The sequence below is a fragment of the Lysobacter enzymogenes genome, assembly GCF_023617245.1.
GTDB classification, from domain to species: Bacteria; Pseudomonadota; Gammaproteobacteria; order Xanthomonadales; family Xanthomonadaceae; genus Lysobacter; species Lysobacter yananisis.
In genome coordinates this window covers 4,382,138-4,399,593 of sequence record NZ_CP067396.1, presented here as the reverse complement: position 1 = coordinate 4,399,593, position 17,456 = coordinate 4,382,138, and the positions used below count along the sequence as shown (strand labels likewise).

Here is a 17,456-nt window from a genome sequence, read left to right as displayed (position 1 = left end):
GAAGGTTGCGGCGCAGTCGCGCGTTGTCGCGGTCGCGGCTCGCGCCGCTCCTACAGGGAGATACGCGACTTCAGGCGATCTGGCGGCCCTGGCAGTACACGCGTTGCGCCAGTCGTCCGCCGAGCCAGTAGCACAGCTCGGCCGGATGGCGGATGTCCCACAGCGCGAAGTCGGCGCTGGCGCCGACCTTGAGCGCGCCGGCATCGCCGAGGCCGAGCGCCTGGGCCGCGTGCACCGTCGCTCCGCGCAGCGCCTCTTCCGGGGTCAGCTTGAAGTGCGTGCACGACAGCTGCATCGCCTGGCGCAGCGACAGCAGCGGCGAGGTTCCGGGATTGCAGTCGGTGGCCACCGCCATCGCCACGCCGTGCTCGCGGAACGCGTCCAGCGGCGGCAACTTGGTTTCGCGCAGGACATGAAACGCGCCCGGCAGCAGGACCGCGACCGTGCCGTGCGCGGCCATCGCGCGCACGCTATCGAGCGAGGTGTGTTCGACGTGGTCGGCCGACAGCCCGTCGAAGGCCGCGGCCAGCGCGCCGCCGCCGAGGTCGCTAAGCTGGTCGGCGTGCAGCTTGACCGGCAGGCCGAGCGCGCGCGCGGCTTCGAACATGCGCGTGGTCTGGGCCGGGCTGAAGCCGATGCCTTCGCAGAACGCGTCGACCGCGTCGACCAGGCCTTCGGCGTGCAGCCGCGGCAGCCATCGGCAGGCGGCGTCGATGTAGTCGTCGGCGCGGCCCTGGTATTCCGGCGGCAGCGCGTGCGCGGCCAGGTACGTGGTGCGCACGCGCACGCCGAGGGTTTCGCCCAGGCGCCGGGCGACGCGCAGCATCTTGCGTTCGTTGTCGAAGTCCAGGCCGTAGCCGGACTTGATTTCGAGCGTGGTGGCGCCGTCGGCGATCAGGGCGCGGGCGCGCGGCAGCGACTGGCGCAGCAGTTCGTCCTCGTCGGCTTCGCGCACGGCGCGCACGCTGGAGACGATGCCGCCGCCGGCGCGGGCGATCTCCTCGTAGCTGGCGCCCTGCAGGCGCAGCTCGAACTCGCGCGCGCGGTCGCCGGCGAAGACCAGGTGGGTGTGGCAGTCGATCAGTCCCGGGGTGATCCAGCCGCTGGCCTGGATCACCTGCGCGGCCAGGGCTTCGGGCGCGGCCGGCAGCTGCGCGCGCGGGCCGAGCCAGGCGATGCGGCCGTCGCGCCAGGCCAGGGCGGCGTCGGCGATCTCGCCGTAGCCGGCGGCGGCGTCGAGGGTGGCGAGCGAGGCGCCGAGGATCAGGCCTTCGTATGGCAGGCCGTCGTACGGCGGGCGGTCGGGGGCGGGCGATGAGGACGTCATGGCGGCGATTCTAGTGGCTGCGGCCGCGCGGGGCTGTGTACGCCGGCGCATCGTGCCGATGCGGCCGCCGCGGGCCGCCGGCTTCGGCAAAACCGCGTCGCGGCGGTTTTCCTCGGCCGCCGCGCGGGCGAGAATGCCCGGCATGAACGCCAACGCTCCGAATTCCGTGTGGACCCCGCAAGGCTGGCGCGGCGACGCGTCCGCCGAACGCATCGTGCCGGGCATCGCCAACCTGCATTCGCACGCGTTCCAGCGCGCGATGGCGGGCATGGCCGAACGCCAGACTAATCCGGCCGACAGCTTCTGGACCTGGCGCGAAACGATGTACCGCTTCGCCGCGCGCTTCACGCCGGACGCCTTGCATGCCGTCGCCGCGCAGCTCTACGCCGAAATGCTCGAAGCCGGCTACACCAGCGTCTGCGAATTCCACTACCTGCACCACGCGCCCGACGGCCGGCCTTACGCCGATCCGGCGGCGATGTCGCGCGCGCTGATCGCCGCCGCGCGCGAGACCGGCATCCGCATGACCTTGCTGCCGGTGCTGTACATGACCGGCGGCTTCGACGAGCGCCCGCTGGGCGAGCGCCAGCGCCGCTTCGGCCACGAGGTCGATGCCTACCTGCGTCTGCTCGATACGCTGCGCGCTGAACAGAACGCGATGCTGCGCGTGGGCTGCTGCCTGCACAGCCTGCGCGCGGTGCCGCCGGCGCCGATGCGCGAAGCGCTGGCGGCGCTGCCGGCCGACAGCCGCGTGCACGTGCACATCGCCGAGCAAGTGGCCGAAGTCGAGGATTGCGTGGCGGTGCGCGGCGCGCGGCCGGTGCGCTGGCTGCTCGACAACGCCCAGGTGGACGAGCGTTGGACGCTGGTGCACGCCACCCATCTGGACCAAGGCGAAGTGCGCGACACCGCCCGCAGCGGCGCCACGGTGGCGATCTGCACCACCACCGAGGCCAACCTCGGCGACGGGCTGTTCCCGTTGCGCGACTACCTCGACGCGGGCGGCTATTGGGGCGTGGGTTCGGACTCGCACATCTCGGTGTCGCCGGTGGAAGAGCTGCGCTGGCTCGAATACGGACAACGTCTGGTCACGCGGCGGCGCAATATCGCGGTGAGCGTGGGCGCGGACGGGTCCGACAGCGTCGGCGAGACCTTGCTGCGCGGCGTCGCCGCGAGCGCGCAGCGCTCGACCGGGTTCGATGCGACGGCGCTGGCCGGCGACACCCTGGTGCTGGACCGCGAGGCCCCGGCGTTCGCCGGCGCCACCGATGCCGATTACGTGGACCGCTGGTTGTTCAGCGGCAACCGCAATCTGGTGCGCGAGGCGTTCGTCGGCGGCGAGCGAGTCGTGGCCGAGGGACGCCACCGCGACCGCGAGGCGATCGCGCGGCGCTACGGCGAGACCTTGCGCGCGCTGCTGGCCGATTGAGGACGGCTGTCCATCTGTAGGAGCGGCGCGAGCCGCGACCGCGACAACGCAGCCACGACGCAAATTTCGGCGTAGTCGCGTTGTCGCGGTCGCGGCTCGCGCCGCTCCTGCAGGGGGCTCTCAACCGCCGAACAAGTCGGCGGAGTGCGGCGCTTCCTGCAGCGCGCCTTCCAGCATCAACAGATGCTTCTTCACCGGCAGCCCGCCGCCGAATCCGGTCAGGCTGCCGTCCGCGCCGATCACCCGGTGGCAGGGCAGCACGATCGGCAGCGGGTTGCGCCCGTTCGCCGCGCCGACCGCGCGCGTCGCGGTGGGTTGGCCGAGGTGCCGCGCCATCTGCCCGTAGCTCCAGGTTTCGCCGTACGGAATCAGCGCCAGCGTGCGCCAGCACTGCAGCTGGAACGCGGTGCCGTGCGGCGCCAGCGGCAGATCGAAGTCGCGGCGCGCGCCGGCGAAATACTCGGCGAGCTGGCGGCGGGTCGCGGCGAGCACGGCGTCGTCGCCTTCCTCCCAGCGTTCGTCCATCGCCGCAGGATGCCAGGGCTCTTCGAATTCGATCAGGCGCAGGCCGTCCTCGCCGCTGGCCAGCAGCAGGCGGCCGACCGGGCTGTCGATGTGCTGGTAGCGCACCTCGCCGCGCTTGAGCCGGATCGGCGAACTCATGCGGCCCGCCGGGTTTTCTTTGGCTTGACCGCCGGCGCGGCCGCGGCCGGGACGCCCGGGACGCCCGGTTTCAGCGGCAGCGGCGCCGGCATGCTGTCGCGCCAGGTGTGGATCACGCCGTAAGCGCGCCACGGCCGCCACGCCTCGGCACGCGCGCCGAGCGCTTTCGCGCTCAGGCGCACGCCGTCCTCCGGCAGAGCTTTCTGCAGCACCAGATCGTCGGCGGGAAACGCATCGGGATGGCCGAGCGCGCGCATGGCGATGTAGTGCGCGGTCCACGGGCCGATGCCCGGCAGCGCGACCCAGCGCGCGACGAAGTCGTCGAGGGTGCGCTCGGCGCGGAAGTCGACGCGCCCGTCGAGCAGGGCGCGGGCGACGGTGCGCACGGTGTCGGCGCGCGCGCGGGTCAGGCCGAGCGGAGCGAGGTCGGCATCGGCCAGGTCGGCCGGGGTCGGAAACAGGTGGGTGAGGCCGGGGCCGAACGGCTGCGGCAGGGCCTGGCCGTAGCGTTGGGCCACGCGCGCGGCCAGCGTGCGCGCGGCGGCGACGCTGACCTGCTGGCCGAGGATCGCGCGCACCGAGATCTCGAAGCCGTCCCAGCCGCTGGGCAGGCGCAGGCCGGGACGCTTGCGAACCAGCGCGCGCAGGCGCGGGTCCACCGACAGCGCCGCGCCGATCGCGTCGGGGTCGGCATCGAGGTCGAACATGCGGCGCAGGCGGTTGGTGATCTCCAGCAGGCGCGACGGCGCGGTGCCGTGCAACTCCAGCTTCAGCGCGTGCTGGCGTTCGCGCTTGTCCGCGGGCCACGCGCCGACGCGCAACCAGCCGGGCGCGTCGATCGGGCCGATCGCGCGGGTGTAGCTGTGTTCGTCGACATGCTCGACCCCGGGAAGGGCGCGTCCGCGCAGGAAATCGAGCATCGCGCCCAGGTCGTACGGCGGCCGGTAGCCCAGCCGCAGCACCAGCGCGTCGCCGTCGCCCGCGCCGTCGCCTTGGCCCGCCGGTGATTCGTTCGGCCGCCGGCGCAGATCGCGCGGCGCCATACGGTAAGCCTCGAGGAAGGCGGCGTTGAAACGGCGCAGGCTGCCGAAACCGGCGGCTAGCGCGACTTCGGTGATCGGCAGGCGGGTTTCGGTCAACAGCTGTTTGGCGAACAGCAGCCGGCGGGTGCCGTGCACGCCGATCGGCGGCGCGCCCAGGCGATCGACGAACAGCCGGCGCAGTTGCCGTTCGCCGAGACCGACGCGTTCGGCCAGCGCCGACAGCGGCTGTTCGGCGAGCGCGCCTTCGTCGATGAGCTTGAGCGCGCGCGCGACCACCGCATCGCCACGGCGCCACGCGCCCTCGGCCGGCGACAGTTCCGGCCGGCAGCGCAGGCACGGGCGGAAGCCGGCGGCCTCGCACGCGGCGGCATGGCCGAAGTACTTGACGTTGGCGCTCTTGGCCGTCGGCGCCGGACACACCGGCCGGCAATAGATGCCGGTGCTGGTGACGGCGACGAAGAACAGTCCGTCGAAACGCGGATCGCGGCTGATGCGGGCCTGTTCGCAGACGTGCGCGGGCGGCAGCGAAGCGGCCGGAGCGGGGATGACGGGGGCGTCCATGCGCGCAGACTAGCACCGGGCTGGGGGTGCGACTCGCCGGATTCGGACAGGGACATTGGCGGCGCGAAGCGGCCGGTTCAGGCAGCGGCGCACGCGCCCGAGGGGCGTGGACGGAGCCGGTTCGGGCCGTGGTTTTCGTGGTGGTTGTGTTGGCGCGGTCGCGGCTCGCGCCGCTCCTACAGGGGCTTCGGCCAGTACGGCCGCAACCCGCGCATCGTCATTCCGGCGAAAGCCGGAATCCATTTTGCTTTTGTTCTTGCTCGCTTTCGAGCGCGCTGCAGTCGTCCCGCAGCCCCGGAGGGCGTGCGCATGGATGCGCACGCGCGCCATGGGGCAGGATGCCCCTTATGGCGCGGCCCCGCGCCTCTTTCGAGTCATAGTGGCTCTTGATCCGAAAAAACAAGGCCTTTTCTTTGGTTACTTTCTTTGTGGCTTAAGACAAAGAAAGTGACCCGGCCGCTTGCGGACGGAAGCCCTTGATCTTCGCTTGTCGTCACCAGTACGCACATGCAAAGACGAACCTCACTGCGACACGACCCTGTAGGAGCGGCGCAAGCCGCGACCGCGCCACCGCAAACACAGTGAAAGTTCCGTCCTAGTTGCGCTGCCGCGGTCGCGGCTCGCGCCGCTCCTACAGTCGGATACGCAACCTCACGGCCATCGTTCCAGCGACCCCGGAACCCAGCCCGCCGCCGACGCCTGCAGCCCCCAACCCCACCGACCAAAGCGAAAAACAAAAGGCCCGGCAGTCGGGGGACATGCCGGGCCGGGTCTTGCTGCGGGGCGGGGAGGTCCCTGGGTTGCCCGCGGACAAACTAGCGCCGATGCGCGCGGCAAAAGCACTGCGCGCGTCACTGAATCCGCATCGGATGACAAACGTCAGCGCTCAAAGCGCGAAACCAATCGGAAAAATCGCAAGCGCCGCACATGCCGCGGCATCGATCCGGCAATCGTTTCAGCCGTTACTTTTTCTCCGCCGCCTCCGCCGCCTGCGCCTTCAGCGCCGGCAGCAGCGGCGCGATGTCGCCGTCGTTCTTCGCAGGAACGATCCCGAGCAAGCGCGCGAGCAGCGGATACACGTCGACGTTGTCGAACGCCGGAATCGTCGCGCCCTGCCGGAACGCCGGGCCGCGGGCGATGAAGATCGCGCGCATCGACGGCAGCGCCGGGTCGTAGCCGTGCGAGCCGCGGGTCTGGCCCGGGCGCGCCTTGGCGAGCACCTCGCGCTCGATCGCGTCCCAGCCTTCCTGCATCTGGCAGACGATCGGCGGTATCCGCGGATGGGTGCCGTACTGCCAGCGCGCCGGCAGCTCGCCCTTGCGCCAGCATTCGTAATGATCGTGCTTGCCGAGCAGGCGTCGCTCCACTTGCGCCTCGTAGCCCTTGTTCGGCGCGATGCCGATCGATTGCCCGGTCGAGGTCACCACCGCTTCCTGCACCGTGACCATGTCTTCGACCGCGATGCGGTGCTCCGGCGCGACTTCAGCCATGCCGTGGTCGGAAACCACGATCAGATTGGTCCGGTCGAGTTCGCCGCGCGCGGCCAGGGTGTCGATGAGGCGGCCCAGCGCGATGTCGATGCGCTGCATCGCGGCGCGCGCCTGGGGCGAGTTCGGGCCGTAGTCGTGGCTCTGCTTGTCGAGCGAGTCGAAATACAGGGCGGTCACGTGCGGGCGGGTGGCGGCGGGTTCGTCGAGCCACTTCAGCACTTGTTCGACGCGCGCCATCTCGCTGATCTTGGGGTCGAACGCGCGCCGGCGGCTCGCGTGTTGGCCGTGGTTCGGCGCTTCGCCGCCGGGCCAGAGCATGGTGGCGCCGCGCAGGCCGGCGTTCTGCGCGCCGATCCAGATCGGCTCACCGCCGTTCCACCAGCGCTCTTCGCCGATCGCGGCGGGGTCGTTCACCCGGAACCGGCCCAGTTCCGAGTCGCGCATCATGTTGTGGATCACGCCGTGTTGGTCCGGGCGCAGGCCGGTGACCAGGGTGTAGTGGTTGGGGAAGGTCTGGGTCGGGTACGAGGGATTGATCCATTGCGCGCGCACGCCCTGATCGGCGATGCGCTGCAGGTTCGGGGTCAAGCCGAGGTCGAGATAACTGGCGCGGAAGCTGTCGATGGAGACCAGCAGCAGCGGGGTGTCGGCCGGCGGCGGATCGCGCGGCGCGGAGGTGGCGCAGGCGGCGAGGGACACCAGGGAGGCGAGCAGGGCGGCGCGGGCCGCGAGGACGATCGAAGGCATCGCGGCATGATAGCGGCGGCGCGTGTCGGCCCGGTGTCGCCGGTCGCGGCCGGCGGCCGCGCGGCGGGCCGCCAAGGTCGGCATGGCGGGCGCGATCAAAGCGGGCGCAATGCCGGCGGCCATGACTTCAGTCGCTGGCGCGCGGGCGCGGCTGCGCCGATAGTGGCCGCGGGTTCCGTCGCGAGATCCGCCATGCGCCGTGTCGTTGCCGTCGTTGCCGCCTGCCTGGCGGCGTCCAGCCCATGGGCGTGGGCGCAGGACGCCGCGCCCGTGGACGCCGCGCCACAGCTGAGCGCCGAGGAATGCGCGGTGTGGGCGCGCGAACTCGGCTTCGCCCGCGCGTTGGCCGAGCACGATGCCGCCGCGTTCGCCGCCTTCGTTCACCCGCAGGCCGCGTTCGGCGCCGGCCGGCCGCAGCCCACGCGTGGACGCGAGGCCATCGCGGCCCAGTGGGCCGACCTGATCGCCGGCAAGGGGTTGCGCCTGCGCTGGTATCCGCAGCGGGTGACGGTCGCCGGCGTCGGCGACGTGGCCTGGTCGACCGGACCGGCGCTGTACCAGCGCATCGATCCGGGCGCGCAGCCGCGTTATTTGATCGGCCAGTACCAATCGGTCTGGCGCCGCGACGCCGACGGCGTCTGGCGGGTCCTGTTCGACGACGGCATCGCGCCGCGGCCGGCCACCGAGGCCGAGGCGATGGCGTTCGAACGCGGCCGCCGCGAGGACTGCCCGCGACGCTGACGTGGGCCTAAACGCCGCGTCCGCGACCACCGCCGCGACGGCGGCGCGGGCGTATCGTGGCTGCGCCCATCGTCGCTTCTCCCGGAGGTGTTCTGTGCGCAATATCCTTTGGATCGCCGCGCTCGCGGCCTTGCTCGGCGCCGGCGCCGCCGTCGCGCAGACGCCGGTCCAGGCCGATGCGCAGGTTCGCGCCGATGCGGTGCAGCCGACCGCCGCGCCGGCGGCGAACGCCGGGGCGAAGGCGGACGCCGGCGTTGCGGCGAGCGCCGCGGACCCCACTTGCCTCAAGCAGACCGGCTCGCGCATCGCCGCGCGCGGCAAGCGCGACTGCGTGGGCCAGGGCCGCAGCTACGACCGCAAGGACCTGCAACGCACCGGCGAGACCGACGTCGGCCAGGCGCTGCGCAAGCTCGATCCGCGGCTGCGCTGAGCGCGCGGCCGACGACGCATCCCTTCCGGCGCGGGCCCGTGCTCGCGTCGTCCTCGCGCCCGGCTTCAGGCCGGGCGCTTTTTTGTGGGCGCGGCGATCTGAGCGAAAGGCATCGGGACTGAAGTCCCTCCCACAAAAGCTCAGGGCAAAGGGCGCACGGAAGGCATCGCGATCGAGCCGCCGCTGGCGGCCGCGCTCAGGCGATCAGGCCGTCGAGCAGGCGGCCGAGCGAGGCTTCGTAGAACTCGCGGAACTGGCGTTCGTCGTAGCTGAAGCGGCCGGCGCGGTACAGCGCGATCAGGCCGTGGGTGTGCGCCCACAAGGTCATGGCGATGTCCCAGGCGTCGCCGGGCTTGAGCCGGCCGGCCTGCTGCGCTTCCAGCACCACGTCGGCGACCACGTTCAGGGTCGGCGAACGGCGCGCGCGGAAGTCCTCGGGATAGCGCCGCGCGCGTTCGCGCCGCAGCGAGAAGGCGTGGTCGAACAAATGCGGCCAGGCCAGCGCGTAGTCGAGATAGATGCGCTGGGTGGCGCGCAGCCGCGCGATCACGTCGCCGCCGTGCTTGCGCGCGGTCCAGTGGCGGGCGATCTCGTCGAAGCTGTCGTCGGCCACGCGTTGCAGCAGCGCTTCGCGGTTGGGGAAGTGGCGATAGACCGCCATCGGCGTCAGCCCGATCGCCTCGCCGATCCGGCGCATGCTGACCGCCTGCGCGCCGCCGCGGGCGAGCAGGGCGCGCGCGGCCTGGACGATGCGTTCGGCGGTGGCGGGCGGATTCATGTGTACAGCGTAAACATTTCGGCCTCGGCGCGACAGTTTCGTGCGCCGCGACGCCCAGCAGCGGTCCGCGCGGGCCGGCGCCGCTGGTGGCAGCGGGAAACCCGGCGCGATAATTTCCGCCTCGCCCGCATCACGGAAACCGCCATGTCCGCAGCGAACCGCAAAGATCCCTCCCGCGTCGTCCGCGCCCCGCGCGGCGGCGACAAGACCTGCAAGTCCTGGCTCAGCGAAGCCGCCTACCGGATGATCCAGAACAACCTGGACCCGGACGTGGCCGAGAACCCGGCCGAACTGGTGGTCTACGGCGGCATCGGCCGCGCCGCGCGCGACTGGGACTGCTTCGACGCGATCCTCAAGTCGCTGCGCGAACTCGACGACAACGAAACCCTGCTGATCCAGTCGGGCAAGCCGGTCGGCGTGTTCCCCACCCACCCCGACGCGCCGCGCGTGCTGCTGGCCAATTCCAACCTGGTGCCGCATTGGGCCACCTGGGAACACTTCAACGAGCTCGATAAGAAGGGCTTGATGATGTACGGCCAGATGACCGCCGGCAGCTGGATCTACATCGGCTCGCAGGGCATCGTCCAGGGCACCTACGAAACCTTCGTCGAGATGGGCCGCCAGCATTACAACGGCGATCTGAAAGGCAAGTGGATCCTCACCGCGGGCCTGGGCGGCATGGGCGGCGCGCAGCCGCTGGCCGCGTCGCTGGCCGGCGCCTGCTCGCTGAACATCGAATGCAAGCAGAGCAGCATCGACATGCGCCTGCGCACGCGTTACGTCGACGAACAGGCCAGCGACCTCGACGATGCGCTGGCGCGCATCGCCAAGTACACCGCCGCCGGCGAGGCCAAGTCGGTCGCGCTGCTCGGCAACGCCGCCGAGATCCTGCCGGAACTGGTCAAGCGTGGCGTGCGTCCGGACTGCGTGACCGACCAGACCTCCGCGCACGATCCGGTGCACGGCTATCTGCCGATCGGCTGGACGGTGGAGCGGTGGCTGGACGAGCAAAAGAGCGATCCCGAAGGCGTACGCGACGCGGCCAAGAAGTCGATGCGCGTGCACGTCGATGCGATGCTGGCGTTCCACGCACAGGGCATCCCGACCGTCGATTACGGCAACAACATCCGCCAGATGGCGTTCGACGAAGGCCTCAAGAACGCGTTCGATTTCCCCGGCTTCGTGCCGGCCTACGTGCGCCCGCTGTTCTGCCGCGGCGTCGGCCCGTTCCGCTGGGTCGCGCTCAGCGGCGACCCGGAGGACATCTACAAGACCGACGCCAAGGTCAAGGAAATCATCGCCGACGACGCGCACCTGCATCGCTGGCTCGACATGGCGCGCGAACGCATCAGCTTCCAGGGCTTGCCGGCGCGCATCTGCTGGGTCGGCCTGGGGCTGCGGCACAAGCTCGGCCTGGCGTTCAACGAGATGGTGCGCAACGGCGAACTGAAGGCGCCGGTGGTGATCGGCCGCGACCACCTCGACAGCGGCTCGGTGGCCTCGCCGAATCGCGAGACCGAAGCGATGAAGGACGGCAGCGACGCGGTCAGCGACTGGCCGTTGCTCAACGCCATGCTGAACGTCGCCGGCGGCGCGACCTGGGTGTCGCTGCACCACGGCGGCGGCGTCGGCATGGGTTACTCGCAACACTCCGGCGTGGTGATCGTCTGCGACGGCAGCGAGGAAGCCGACAAGCGCATCGCGCGGGTGCTGTGGAACGACCCGGGCACCGGCGTGATGCGGCATGCCGATGCGGGCTATGAGATCGCGCGGCAGTGCGCGAAGGAGCAGGGATTGAAGCTGCCGATGCTGTGAGGCGTCGGTAGCTCCCTGTAGGAGCGACGCGAGTCGCGACCGCGGGGCGTCCGCTTGCGGCGTTGGTTGCGTCGTAGCCGCGTTGTCGCGGTCGCAGCTTGCGCAGCTCCTACAGTCGGACTTCGGACGGCGGCCTCGGCATGGGGCCGCCGTTCTTGTTTCCGGTCCCTGCGCGAGTGGGTTGCCCCCTGTAGGAGCGACGCGAGTCGCGACCGCGGGGCGTCCGCTCGCGGCGTGAGTTTCGTCGTAGCCGCGTTGTCGCGGTCGCAGCTCGCGCAGCTCCTACAGTCGGACTTCGAATGCCGGCCGCAGCCGGATCACTCCGGAATCGTCGGCTCCACCAACCGCTCCAGCAGGGTCAGCGATTCCTGCCAGCCCAGGTAGCACTGTTCGACCGGAATCACCTCCGGAATCCCTTCCTGCACCACTTCCACCTCGGTGCCGCAGGAGACCGCGCGGAAGGTGATGGTGGTGACCATGGTCCCGGGCAGGTTGGGGTCGTCGAAGCGGTCGTCGTGGACGATGCGCTCGTTCGGCACCAGTTCCAGGTAGGTGCCGCCGAAGCTGTGGCCGTTGCCGGTGCTGAAGTTGGTGAAGCTCATGCGGTAGCGGCCGCCGACGCGCGCGTCGAGTTCGTGCACGGTGCAGGTGAAGCCGTCCGGCGGCAGCCACTTGCACAGCGCGGCGGGGTCGAGGAAGGCGCGGTAGACGCGCTCGGGCGGGCAGGTGAAGACGCGGAGCAGGCGCACGGTACCGGACATGGTGGTTCTCCAGAAGAAGGGACGAGGCGGGGTCCTCACTGATGCGACGAACGGCCGCGGCGCGGATCGACATCGCCGCCGCGATTTTTTCGCGACGCGGTCCTGGCGCTGCGGACGGGCCGGCCGCAGCGTCCGGCACGGACGTTCGTAGCCCCGCCCTTGTAGCCCGGCCGGGGCGGCTTGCGCCAGCGGCCGCGTCGCGTTGCGCGCGGCCGCGTCGATCCCGCCGCCCGCGCATCGTCGTACTGTTGTCACTGGCGGAGCGGGCATGGGGCCCTATCATCCGTCGGTGCGACCGAGCACGGAGCTTGCGATGACCCACGATTCCCCGGCGGCCGATCCGCCCCACGCCGCCGACGCCCATCCGCCGCAGTCGCTGTGGCGCGAACTGCGCGACGCGGTGCGCGGCACCGACGCCGACTACACCAAGATCCCGTTGCGCCGCGCGGTGTTCCTGCTGGCCGTGCCGATGGTGCTGGAGCTGGTGTTGGAATCGACCTTCGCCGTGGTCGACATCTTCTTCGTCTCCAAGCTCGGCCCGTCGGCGGTGGCCACGGTCGGGCTGACCGAGAGCTATCTGTTCCTGCTCTATGCGGTGGCGATGGGATTGGCGATGGCGGTCACCGCGGTGGTGGCGCGGCGCATCGGCGAGGGCAAGCCCGAGGAGGCCGCGGCGACCGCGGTGCAGGCGATCCTGATCGCCTTGTTGGTGTCGGTGCCGCCGGCGCTGGCCGGCATCTTCTATGCCCAGGATCTGTTGCGGCTGATGGGCGCCGACGCCTGGAGCATTGAGCACGGCTACCGCTACACCCAGTGGATGCTCGGCGCCAACGTGGTGATCGTGCTGTTGTTCGTGATCAACGCGATCTTCCGCGGCGCCGGCGACGCGGCGATTTCGATGCGCGTGCTGTGGCTGTCGAACGGCCTCAACATCGTGCTGTGCCCGCTGCTGATCTTCGGCCCGGGGCCGTTCCCGGCGTGGGGCATCGAGGGCGCCGCCATCGCCACCTGCATCGGCCGCGGCTGCGGCGTGCTGTACCAGCTGTGGGTGCTCTTCCGCGGCGGCAAGCACATCCGGGTGACCGCGGCGCAGCTGGTCTGGCACGGCGCGATGCTGTGGAACATCGTGCGCACCTCGCTCGGCGGCGTCGGCCAGATGATCGTGGCGATGACCGCATGGATCTTCCTGATGCGCATCCTCGCCACCATCGGCAGCGAGGCGGTGGCCGGCGCGACCATCGCCATCCGGGTGATGATGTTCACTATGATGCCGGCCTGGGGCATGTCCAACGCCGCCGCGACCCTGGTCGGGCAGAACCTCGGCGCCGGCCACGCCGACCGCGCCGAGGCCGCGGTGTGGCATATCGGCTGGTACAACATGGGCTACCTGGTGCTGGTGTCGGTGCTGTTCTTCGCCTTCCCGCAGCAGTTGGTCGGGATCTTCAGCGCCGACCCGGAGGTGGTCAAGGTCGGCGCCGAATGGCTGCGGATCCTGTCGTACTCGTTCTTCATCTACGGCTGGTGGATGGTCACGGTGCAGGCCTTCAACGGCGCCGGCGACACGATCACGCCGACCAAGATCAACGTAGTGTTCTTCTGGCTGATCCAGATTCCGCTGTCGTACTGGCTGGCGATCCAGCTGGGCTGGAAGGAACTGGGCGTGTTCTGGGGCGTGTTCGTGTCGGAGACTTCGGTCGGCGCGTTCACGCTGTGGCTGTTCACCCGCGGCAAGTGGAAGCAGGCCAAGGTGTGAGCGTGCCGGGGGCTTCGGTCCCGATGCCTTTCGTTGCGGTCGCGGTGGCCGGACACGAAAGCGTCGGGGCTGAAGCCCCTCCCACCCAGCGGTTGCCCGGCAGCGGTGGGAGGGCCTTCAGGCCCGACGCTTTTCGCTCAGGTCGCGGCATCGCCGCGACGATTCACTTCGCGCCCTCGTCGGGCCCGTCGTCCGCCAGCGGCGCCGACCATTCGATCTCGTAGCGGTTCCACTGTCCCGGAAACAGTTCGCCCTCGACCGCGCGCCGCCGCAGCGCGCCGCGCCTGCGCGCCGTCTGGCCGCGCAGGCGGTCGATGCCGGCGTCGATCAGCGCTTCCAGTTCGGTATAGCGCGGATCGAAGTGGCCGTACTTGGGATGGCTCTCCGGCGTCAGCCGGCCGGCGTTGACCTCGGCTTCCCAGCGCTGCCAGATCGCCCAGTGCTGCTGCGCCCAATCCCAAGTTTCGGCATCGATCGGGGTGACCGCGAACAAGTCGCGGTATTCCTCCTGCTGCGGATCGAACAGGCAGGAGAAGTAATGCGGGCGTCCCTCGCAATCGGCGATGCCGGTGCGCGGGCCGTCCCAGTAGTCCCAGGTCATGTGGATCGGTTCGTAGGCCATGCGGGGCTCCGAAGGTTCAGGCGCTCAGGCCGGTCCGGCTCGATGCGACAAGGAACAGCGCCAACAGCCAGAATCCCACGCCCGCGCACAGGCAGGCCGTGTCGCCGGGCGGTTTGCGCCGGTAGAACGGCCACAGCAGCAGCCGGCCGGTGCCGTAGATCAACCACTCCACCACGATTTCGAACAGCATGCGTCCGCACAACCGCAGCGCGGCGCCGGCGACTTCGGCCAATGCGTCCAAGGCCATGCGCGTTCCTCCGTTTGCGCCGCAGCATAGACGCTGCGGCGCGACGGCGGCCAGTGCGGGCGCGCCGTCGCGGACGCGGCGTCAGTCCTGGGTCCACACCGCCAGTTCGTAGCCGTCCGGATCGAGGAAGTGGAAGCGGCGGCCGCCGGGAAACTCGTGCTCGGCGACGATCGCGCCGCCGGCCGCCTCGACCCGGCGCCGCGCGTCGGCGAGGTCGTCGGCGTAGATCACCACCAGCGCGCCGCCGGGACGCGGCGCGGCGTGGGTGCTGAAGCCGCCCTTCATGCGGCCGTCGTCGAATTCGCAGTAGTCCGGGCCGTAGTCGGTGAAGCGCCAGCCGAACGCGGCGCCGTAGAAGGCCTTGGAGGCGGCGATGTCGGCGACGTTGAATTCGAGGTAATCCAGGCGCAGGTTGCGATCGGTGGCGGACATGGCGGTCTTCGCGGTCGGACGGGAGCGTCTTTGTAGATCAATCGACCGCGGCCTGTCTTGTGCGCGCGCTAACGCCGCGCCTACGAAAAAGGCCGCCGGTCGCCCGGCGGCCTTCGCGCGCGCAGCGATGTCCGCGGCGCTTACTTCGACAGTTCCAGCGCCAGCGAGGTCACCCAGCCCTTGTTGCCGAGCTCGTCCTCGACTTCCCACATCGCGCCCTGCTTGTTGCCGGTGGGGTAGAGCATCATGCCCGGGTCGAGCGGACGCACCACCTTGCCGCTGCCGTTGGCGTTGGCGAACAGGCGCGCGGACTTGACCACGGTCACCGCCTGCTGCGCGTTCGACGCCGACGGGTTGCCGGACAGGCCGCCGAGCTCGGCGACCAGGTTGGTGTAGGCCTGCAGGTAGGCCATGGTGATGACCTGGCCGATCTCGGTGTTGGCGTAGCCCGACACGCCGGCGCCGCCGAGGCCGCTGCTGCCGAACAGCGCGCCGCTGGCGCCGAAGCCGATGTCGGTCTTCTTGGCGCTGCCCTCGGCCATCGCGACCTGCTCGGAGGAGCGCACGTCGGTGACGGTCAGCACCACGTCGGCGGTCCGCTTGTTGAAGTTGAGGTTGCCGGCCACCGCGCCGGCGCGGCCGCCGATCAGGCCGCCGAGCAGGCCGCCCACGGCGTTGCCGCCGGCGTTGGAGTTCTTCGAGATCAGGTCCGGCACCAGCACGTAGTCGGCGGCGCGGATCTGGCCCTTGCCGACGTTGGACTTGTTGCGCAGCTGGCCGCTGGCGGCGAGGTCGCGTTCGCGCATCGCCACGTCCATGCCGGCGCCGCGGTCGACGAGGGTGAAGCAGCGCGACTTCTGCACGAACACCTTGATCAGCTTGCTCGGCGCAGGCAGTTGCTGGCCGGTCCACCAGTTGGTCGCGTCTTCCGGCTCGATCACCGAGATCGCGCCGAGGTTCTTCGAGCAGGTCGGAATCTCGTTCATCTTCTCGGCGCGCTGGTCCTGCGCGCTCTTGCGCTGGGCCCAGCCCGGCGCGGCGGCCAGCGCCACGCCCAGGCCCACCACGCAGGCCATGGCCTGGATTCCCCGATTAGCGGTCTTCATCGTTTCGTTCCTTAAAACTGCATCCTGTTTGACCCGCCGCGACCGTTGCGGGCGCGGCGACTGACGGAGTGCGGGCGCCGTTCCCCCGGCCACGCTGCAGGGGGCAGCGGGAGGTCGGCAGGGGGTCCCCGGGCGCAGGCAGGCCGGGCGATCCCGGCCTGCACGACGACTCTCGTCGCCATAGTAACGTGATCCAGTGCTTAAAAAGGACGCTCGTCCGATACTGCGCGCGGGCGCCGCACCCGCTGCGACGCCGGAGCGGCATCCTCGTCTACGTTTTTTGCGCAAGGAGCGTTTCAAGTGCTGCAGACCCTGGCGATCGCCCACTACCGCTCGCTGCACAAGCTCGAACTGGGCCTGGGCCGGCTCAACGTGGTCACCGGCGCCAACGGCTGCGGCAAGTCCAACCTCTACCGCGCGCTGCGCCTGCTGGCGGAAACCGCGCAGGGCGGGGTGGTGCCGGCGCTGGCGCGCGAGGGCGGGCTGCCGTCGGCGCTGTGGGCCGGGCCGGAGACGGTCTCGGCGCGGATGAAGCGCGGCGAGGTGCCGGTCCAGGGCACCCAGCGCCAGGCGCCGGTGGCGCTGCGGCTGGGCTTCGCCGGCGAGGACTACGGCTACGCCATCGACCTGGGCCTGCCGATCCCGTCGCGGACCTTGTTCGGCATGGACCCGCAGATCAAGCGCGAGGCGATCTGGAGCGGCCCGTTCCTGCGCAGTTCCAACCTGTTGGTCGACCGCCGCGGCGGCCTGGCGCGGGTGCGCGAGGGCCGCGGCTGGCGCGTAGCGGCCGAGCACCTGAGCCCGTTCGAGAGCCTGTTCGCCCAGCTGTCCGACCCGCGCGCGGCACCGGAGGTGCTGACCCTGCGCGAGACCATCCGCGGCTGGCGCTTCTACGACCACTTCCGCAGCGACGCGCAGGCGCCGGCGCGGCAGCCGCAACTGGGCACGATGACCCCGGTGCTCAGCCACGACGGCCGCGACCTCGCCGCGGCGTGGCAGACCATCGTCGAGATCGGCGATGCGCGCGCGCTGGCCGAGGCGGTCGACGACGCCTTCCCCGGCGCGCGCGTGCGCGTGGCCGGCGAGGGCGGGCGCTTCGTGCTCGAACTCGAACAGCCCGGCCTGCTGCGGCCGCTGTCGGCGGCGGAACTGTCCGACGGCACCTTGCGCTACCTGCTGTGGATCGCCGCCCTGCACACCCCGCGGCCGCCGCCGCTGATGGTGCTCAACGAACCCGAGACCAGCCTGCACCCGGACCTGCTGCCGGCGCTGGGCCGGTTGATCGCGCGCGCGTCCCGGCGCAGCCAGGTGTGGGTGGTCTCGCACGCGACCCGGCTGGTCGCGGCGCTGGAAGACGAAGACGGCTGCAACGCGATCCGCCTGCACAAACCGTTCGGTCAGACCGAGGTGGAAGGGCAGGGCCTGCTCGATGCGCCGGCGTGGTATTGGCCGGAGCGGTGAGGCGGGCGTGGGGTTCGTCGTCGTTGCGGCGGCGCGGTCGCGACTTGCGT

At 70.7% G+C, this 17,456-nt stretch carries 17 protein-coding genes and 2 pseudogenes; 7 read left to right on the top strand and 12 right to left on the bottom strand.

From position 1 onward, the window contains the following. Positions 1-70: 70 nt before the first annotated feature. Positions 71-1,327, bottom strand: coding sequence for an imidazolonepropionase (gene hutI / locus JHW41_RS18180; protein WP_250444229.1), 1,257 nt, complete (start codon positions 1,325-1,327; stop codon positions 71-73). A gap of 142 nt (positions 1,328-1,469) precedes the next feature. Here hutI and JHW41_RS18175 point away from each other — a divergent pair, with 142 nt between their 5' ends. Next, positions 1,470-2,756 (top strand): formimidoylglutamate deiminase, encoded by a 1,287-nt coding sequence (locus JHW41_RS18175; RefSeq protein ID WP_250444227.1) that lies wholly within the window; start codon positions 1,470-1,472, stop codon positions 2,754-2,756. A gap of 120 nt (positions 2,757-2,876) precedes the next feature. On the opposite strand, the gene JHW41_RS18170 is transcribed toward JHW41_RS18175, so the two are convergent. The 3 genes from JHW41_RS18170 to JHW41_RS18160 all read right to left on the bottom strand — a co-directional run bounded on the left by JHW41_RS18170 (position 2,877) and on the right by JHW41_RS18160 (position 7,260). After that, complete coding sequence (locus JHW41_RS18170) at positions 2,877-3,419, bottom strand: methylated-DNA--[protein]-cysteine S-methyltransferase (RefSeq protein ID WP_250444225.1); 543 nt, start codon at positions 3,417-3,419, stop codon at positions 2,877-2,879. Next, complete coding sequence (locus JHW41_RS18165) at positions 3,416-5,023, bottom strand: DNA-3-methyladenine glycosylase 2 family protein (RefSeq protein ID WP_250444223.1); 1,608 nt, start codon at positions 5,021-5,023, stop codon at positions 3,416-3,418. The genes JHW41_RS18170 and JHW41_RS18165 overlap by 4 nt, the downstream gene beginning before the upstream one ends. 962 nt (positions 5,024-5,985) lie before the next feature. Beyond that, positions 5,986-7,260: an ectonucleotide pyrophosphatase/phosphodiesterase gene (locus tag JHW41_RS18160; protein ID WP_250444221.1), complete on the bottom strand. Its 1,275-nt coding sequence runs from the start codon at positions 7,258-7,260 to the stop codon at positions 5,986-5,988. Between the two features lie 270 nt (positions 7,261-7,530). Here JHW41_RS18160 and JHW41_RS18155 point away from each other — a divergent pair, with 270 nt between their 5' ends. Both JHW41_RS18155 and JHW41_RS18150 read left to right on the top strand, forming a co-directional pair. Further along, positions 7,531-8,001: a YybH family protein gene (locus tag JHW41_RS18155; protein WP_250444219.1), complete on the top strand. Its 471-nt coding sequence runs from the start codon at positions 7,531-7,533 to the stop codon at positions 7,999-8,001. 94 nt (positions 8,002-8,095) lie between these two features. Further along, positions 8,096-8,431, top strand: a complete 336-nt coding sequence (locus JHW41_RS18150; protein ID WP_250444217.1) for a hypothetical protein — start codon at positions 8,096-8,098, stop codon at positions 8,429-8,431. A gap of 65 nt (positions 8,432-8,496) precedes the next feature. Here JHW41_RS18150 and JHW41_RS27335 read toward each other — a convergent pair whose 3' ends face one another. Beyond that, positions 8,497-8,565 (bottom strand): DUF6053 domain-containing protein, encoded by a 69-nt coding sequence (locus JHW41_RS27335; protein WP_425606340.1) that lies wholly within the window; start codon positions 8,563-8,565, stop codon positions 8,497-8,499. Positions 8,566-8,627: 62 nt separating this feature from the next. Continuing rightward, positions 8,628-9,209, bottom strand: a complete 582-nt coding sequence (locus JHW41_RS18145; protein WP_250444215.1) for a TetR/AcrR family transcriptional regulator — start codon at positions 9,207-9,209, stop codon at positions 8,628-8,630. Between the two features lie 144 nt (positions 9,210-9,353). On the opposite strand from JHW41_RS18145, the gene hutU reads away from it, so the two are divergent. Next, on the top strand, positions 9,354-11,024 hold the full coding sequence (gene hutU / locus JHW41_RS18140) for a urocanate hydratase (RefSeq protein ID WP_250444214.1): 1,671 nt from the start codon (positions 9,354-9,356) through the stop codon (positions 11,022-11,024). Between the two features lie 317 nt (positions 11,025-11,341). On the opposite strand, the gene JHW41_RS18135 is transcribed toward hutU, so the two are convergent. Further along, the gene (locus JHW41_RS18135) at positions 11,342-11,785 is read right to left on the bottom strand and encodes an SRPBCC family protein (RefSeq protein WP_078998263.1); all 444 of its coding nucleotides are present in this window, start codon (positions 11,783-11,785) and stop codon (positions 11,342-11,344) included. A 313-nt stretch (positions 11,786-12,098) separates the two neighbouring features. Between JHW41_RS18135 and JHW41_RS18130 the strand changes: the two genes are divergently transcribed. Together JHW41_RS18130 and JHW41_RS27330 are read left to right on the top strand one after the other, a co-directional pair. Further along, positions 12,099-13,538 (top strand): MATE family efflux transporter, encoded by a 1,440-nt coding sequence (locus tag JHW41_RS18130; RefSeq protein ID WP_078998264.1) that lies wholly within the window; start codon positions 12,099-12,101, stop codon positions 13,536-13,538. Beyond that, positions 13,496-13,588 (top strand): annotated as a pseudogene (locus tag JHW41_RS27330) (hypothetical protein); the annotation flags it as partial. The gene JHW41_RS18130 and the pseudogene JHW41_RS27330, both read left to right, overlap by 43 nt. Here JHW41_RS27330 and JHW41_RS27325 read toward each other — a convergent pair. The 5 genes and pseudogenes from JHW41_RS27325 to JHW41_RS18110 all read right to left on the bottom strand — a co-directional run. Further along, a pseudogene (locus tag JHW41_RS27325) lies at positions 13,552-13,641 on the bottom strand (DUF6053 domain-containing protein); the annotation flags it as partial. The pseudogenes JHW41_RS27330 and JHW41_RS27325 overlap by 37 nt on opposite strands. A 60-nt stretch (positions 13,642-13,701) precedes the next feature. Further along, on the bottom strand, positions 13,702-14,160 hold the full coding sequence (locus JHW41_RS18125; protein WP_250444212.1) for a hypothetical protein: 459 nt from the start codon (positions 14,158-14,160) through the stop codon (positions 13,702-13,704). 16 nt (positions 14,161-14,176) lie between these two features. Next, positions 14,177-14,407, bottom strand: coding sequence for a hypothetical protein (locus tag JHW41_RS18120; protein ID WP_250444210.1), 231 nt, complete (start codon positions 14,405-14,407; stop codon positions 14,177-14,179). 81 nt (positions 14,408-14,488) lie between these two features. Further along, complete coding sequence (locus JHW41_RS18115) at positions 14,489-14,839, bottom strand: VOC family protein (protein WP_250444208.1); 351 nt, start codon at positions 14,837-14,839, stop codon at positions 14,489-14,491. 140 nt (positions 14,840-14,979) lie between these two features. Continuing rightward, complete coding sequence (locus JHW41_RS18110) at positions 14,980-15,945, bottom strand: CsgG/HfaB family protein (RefSeq protein WP_057946726.1); 966 nt, start codon at positions 15,943-15,945, stop codon at positions 14,980-14,982. Positions 15,946-16,245: 300 nt separating this feature from the next. On the opposite strand from JHW41_RS18110, the gene JHW41_RS18105 reads away from it, so the two are divergent. Further along, positions 16,246-17,406 carry an AAA family ATPase gene (locus JHW41_RS18105; RefSeq protein WP_078998269.1) on the top strand — a complete coding sequence of 387 codons (1,161 nt, stop codon included), beginning with the start codon at positions 16,246-16,248 and terminating at the stop codon, positions 17,404-17,406. The last annotated feature ends 50 nt before the right edge of the window (positions 17,407-17,456 follow it).

Bases quoted from the DNA above. Each gene is read 5' to 3' on its own strand.
- hutI (WP_250444229.1), bottom strand. From the start codon at position 1,327: ATGACGTCCTCATCGCCCGCCCCCGACCGCCCGCCGTACGACGGCCTG.
- JHW41_RS18175 (WP_250444227.1), top strand. From the start codon at position 1,470: ATGAACGCCAACGCTCCGAATTCCGTGTGGACCCCGCAAGGCTGGCGC.
- JHW41_RS18170 (WP_250444225.1), bottom strand. From the start codon at position 3,419: ATGAGTTCGCCGATCCGGCTCAAGCGCGGCGAGGTGCGCTACCAGCAC.
- JHW41_RS18165 (WP_250444223.1), bottom strand. From the start codon at position 5,023: ATGGACGCCCCCGTCATCCCCGCTCCGGCCGCTTCGCTGCCGCCCGCG.
- JHW41_RS18160 (WP_250444221.1), bottom strand. From the start codon at position 7,260: ATGCCTTCGATCGTCCTCGCGGCCCGCGCCGCCCTGCTCGCCTCCCTG.
- JHW41_RS18145 (WP_250444215.1), bottom strand. From the start codon at position 9,209: ATGAATCCGCCCGCCACCGCCGAACGCATCGTCCAGGCCGCGCGCGCC.
- hutU (WP_250444214.1), top strand. From the start codon at position 9,354: ATGTCCGCAGCGAACCGCAAAGATCCCTCCCGCGTCGTCCGCGCCCCG.
- JHW41_RS18135 (WP_078998263.1), bottom strand. From the start codon at position 11,785: ATGTCCGGTACCGTGCGCCTGCTCCGCGTCTTCACCTGCCCGCCCGAG.
- JHW41_RS18130 (WP_078998264.1), top strand. From the start codon at position 12,099: ATGACCCACGATTCCCCGGCGGCCGATCCGCCCCACGCCGCCGACGCC.
- JHW41_RS18125 (WP_250444212.1), bottom strand. From the start codon at position 14,160: ATGGCCTACGAACCGATCCACATGACCTGGGACTACTGGGACGGCCCG.
- JHW41_RS18120 (WP_250444210.1), bottom strand. From the start codon at position 14,407: ATGGCCTTGGACGCATTGGCCGAAGTCGCCGGCGCCGCGCTGCGGTTG.
- JHW41_RS18115 (WP_250444208.1), bottom strand. From the start codon at position 14,839: ATGTCCGCCACCGATCGCAACCTGCGCCTGGATTACCTCGAATTCAAC.
- JHW41_RS18110 (WP_057946726.1), bottom strand. From the start codon at position 15,945: ATGAAGACCGCTAATCGGGGAATCCAGGCCATGGCCTGCGTGGTGGGC.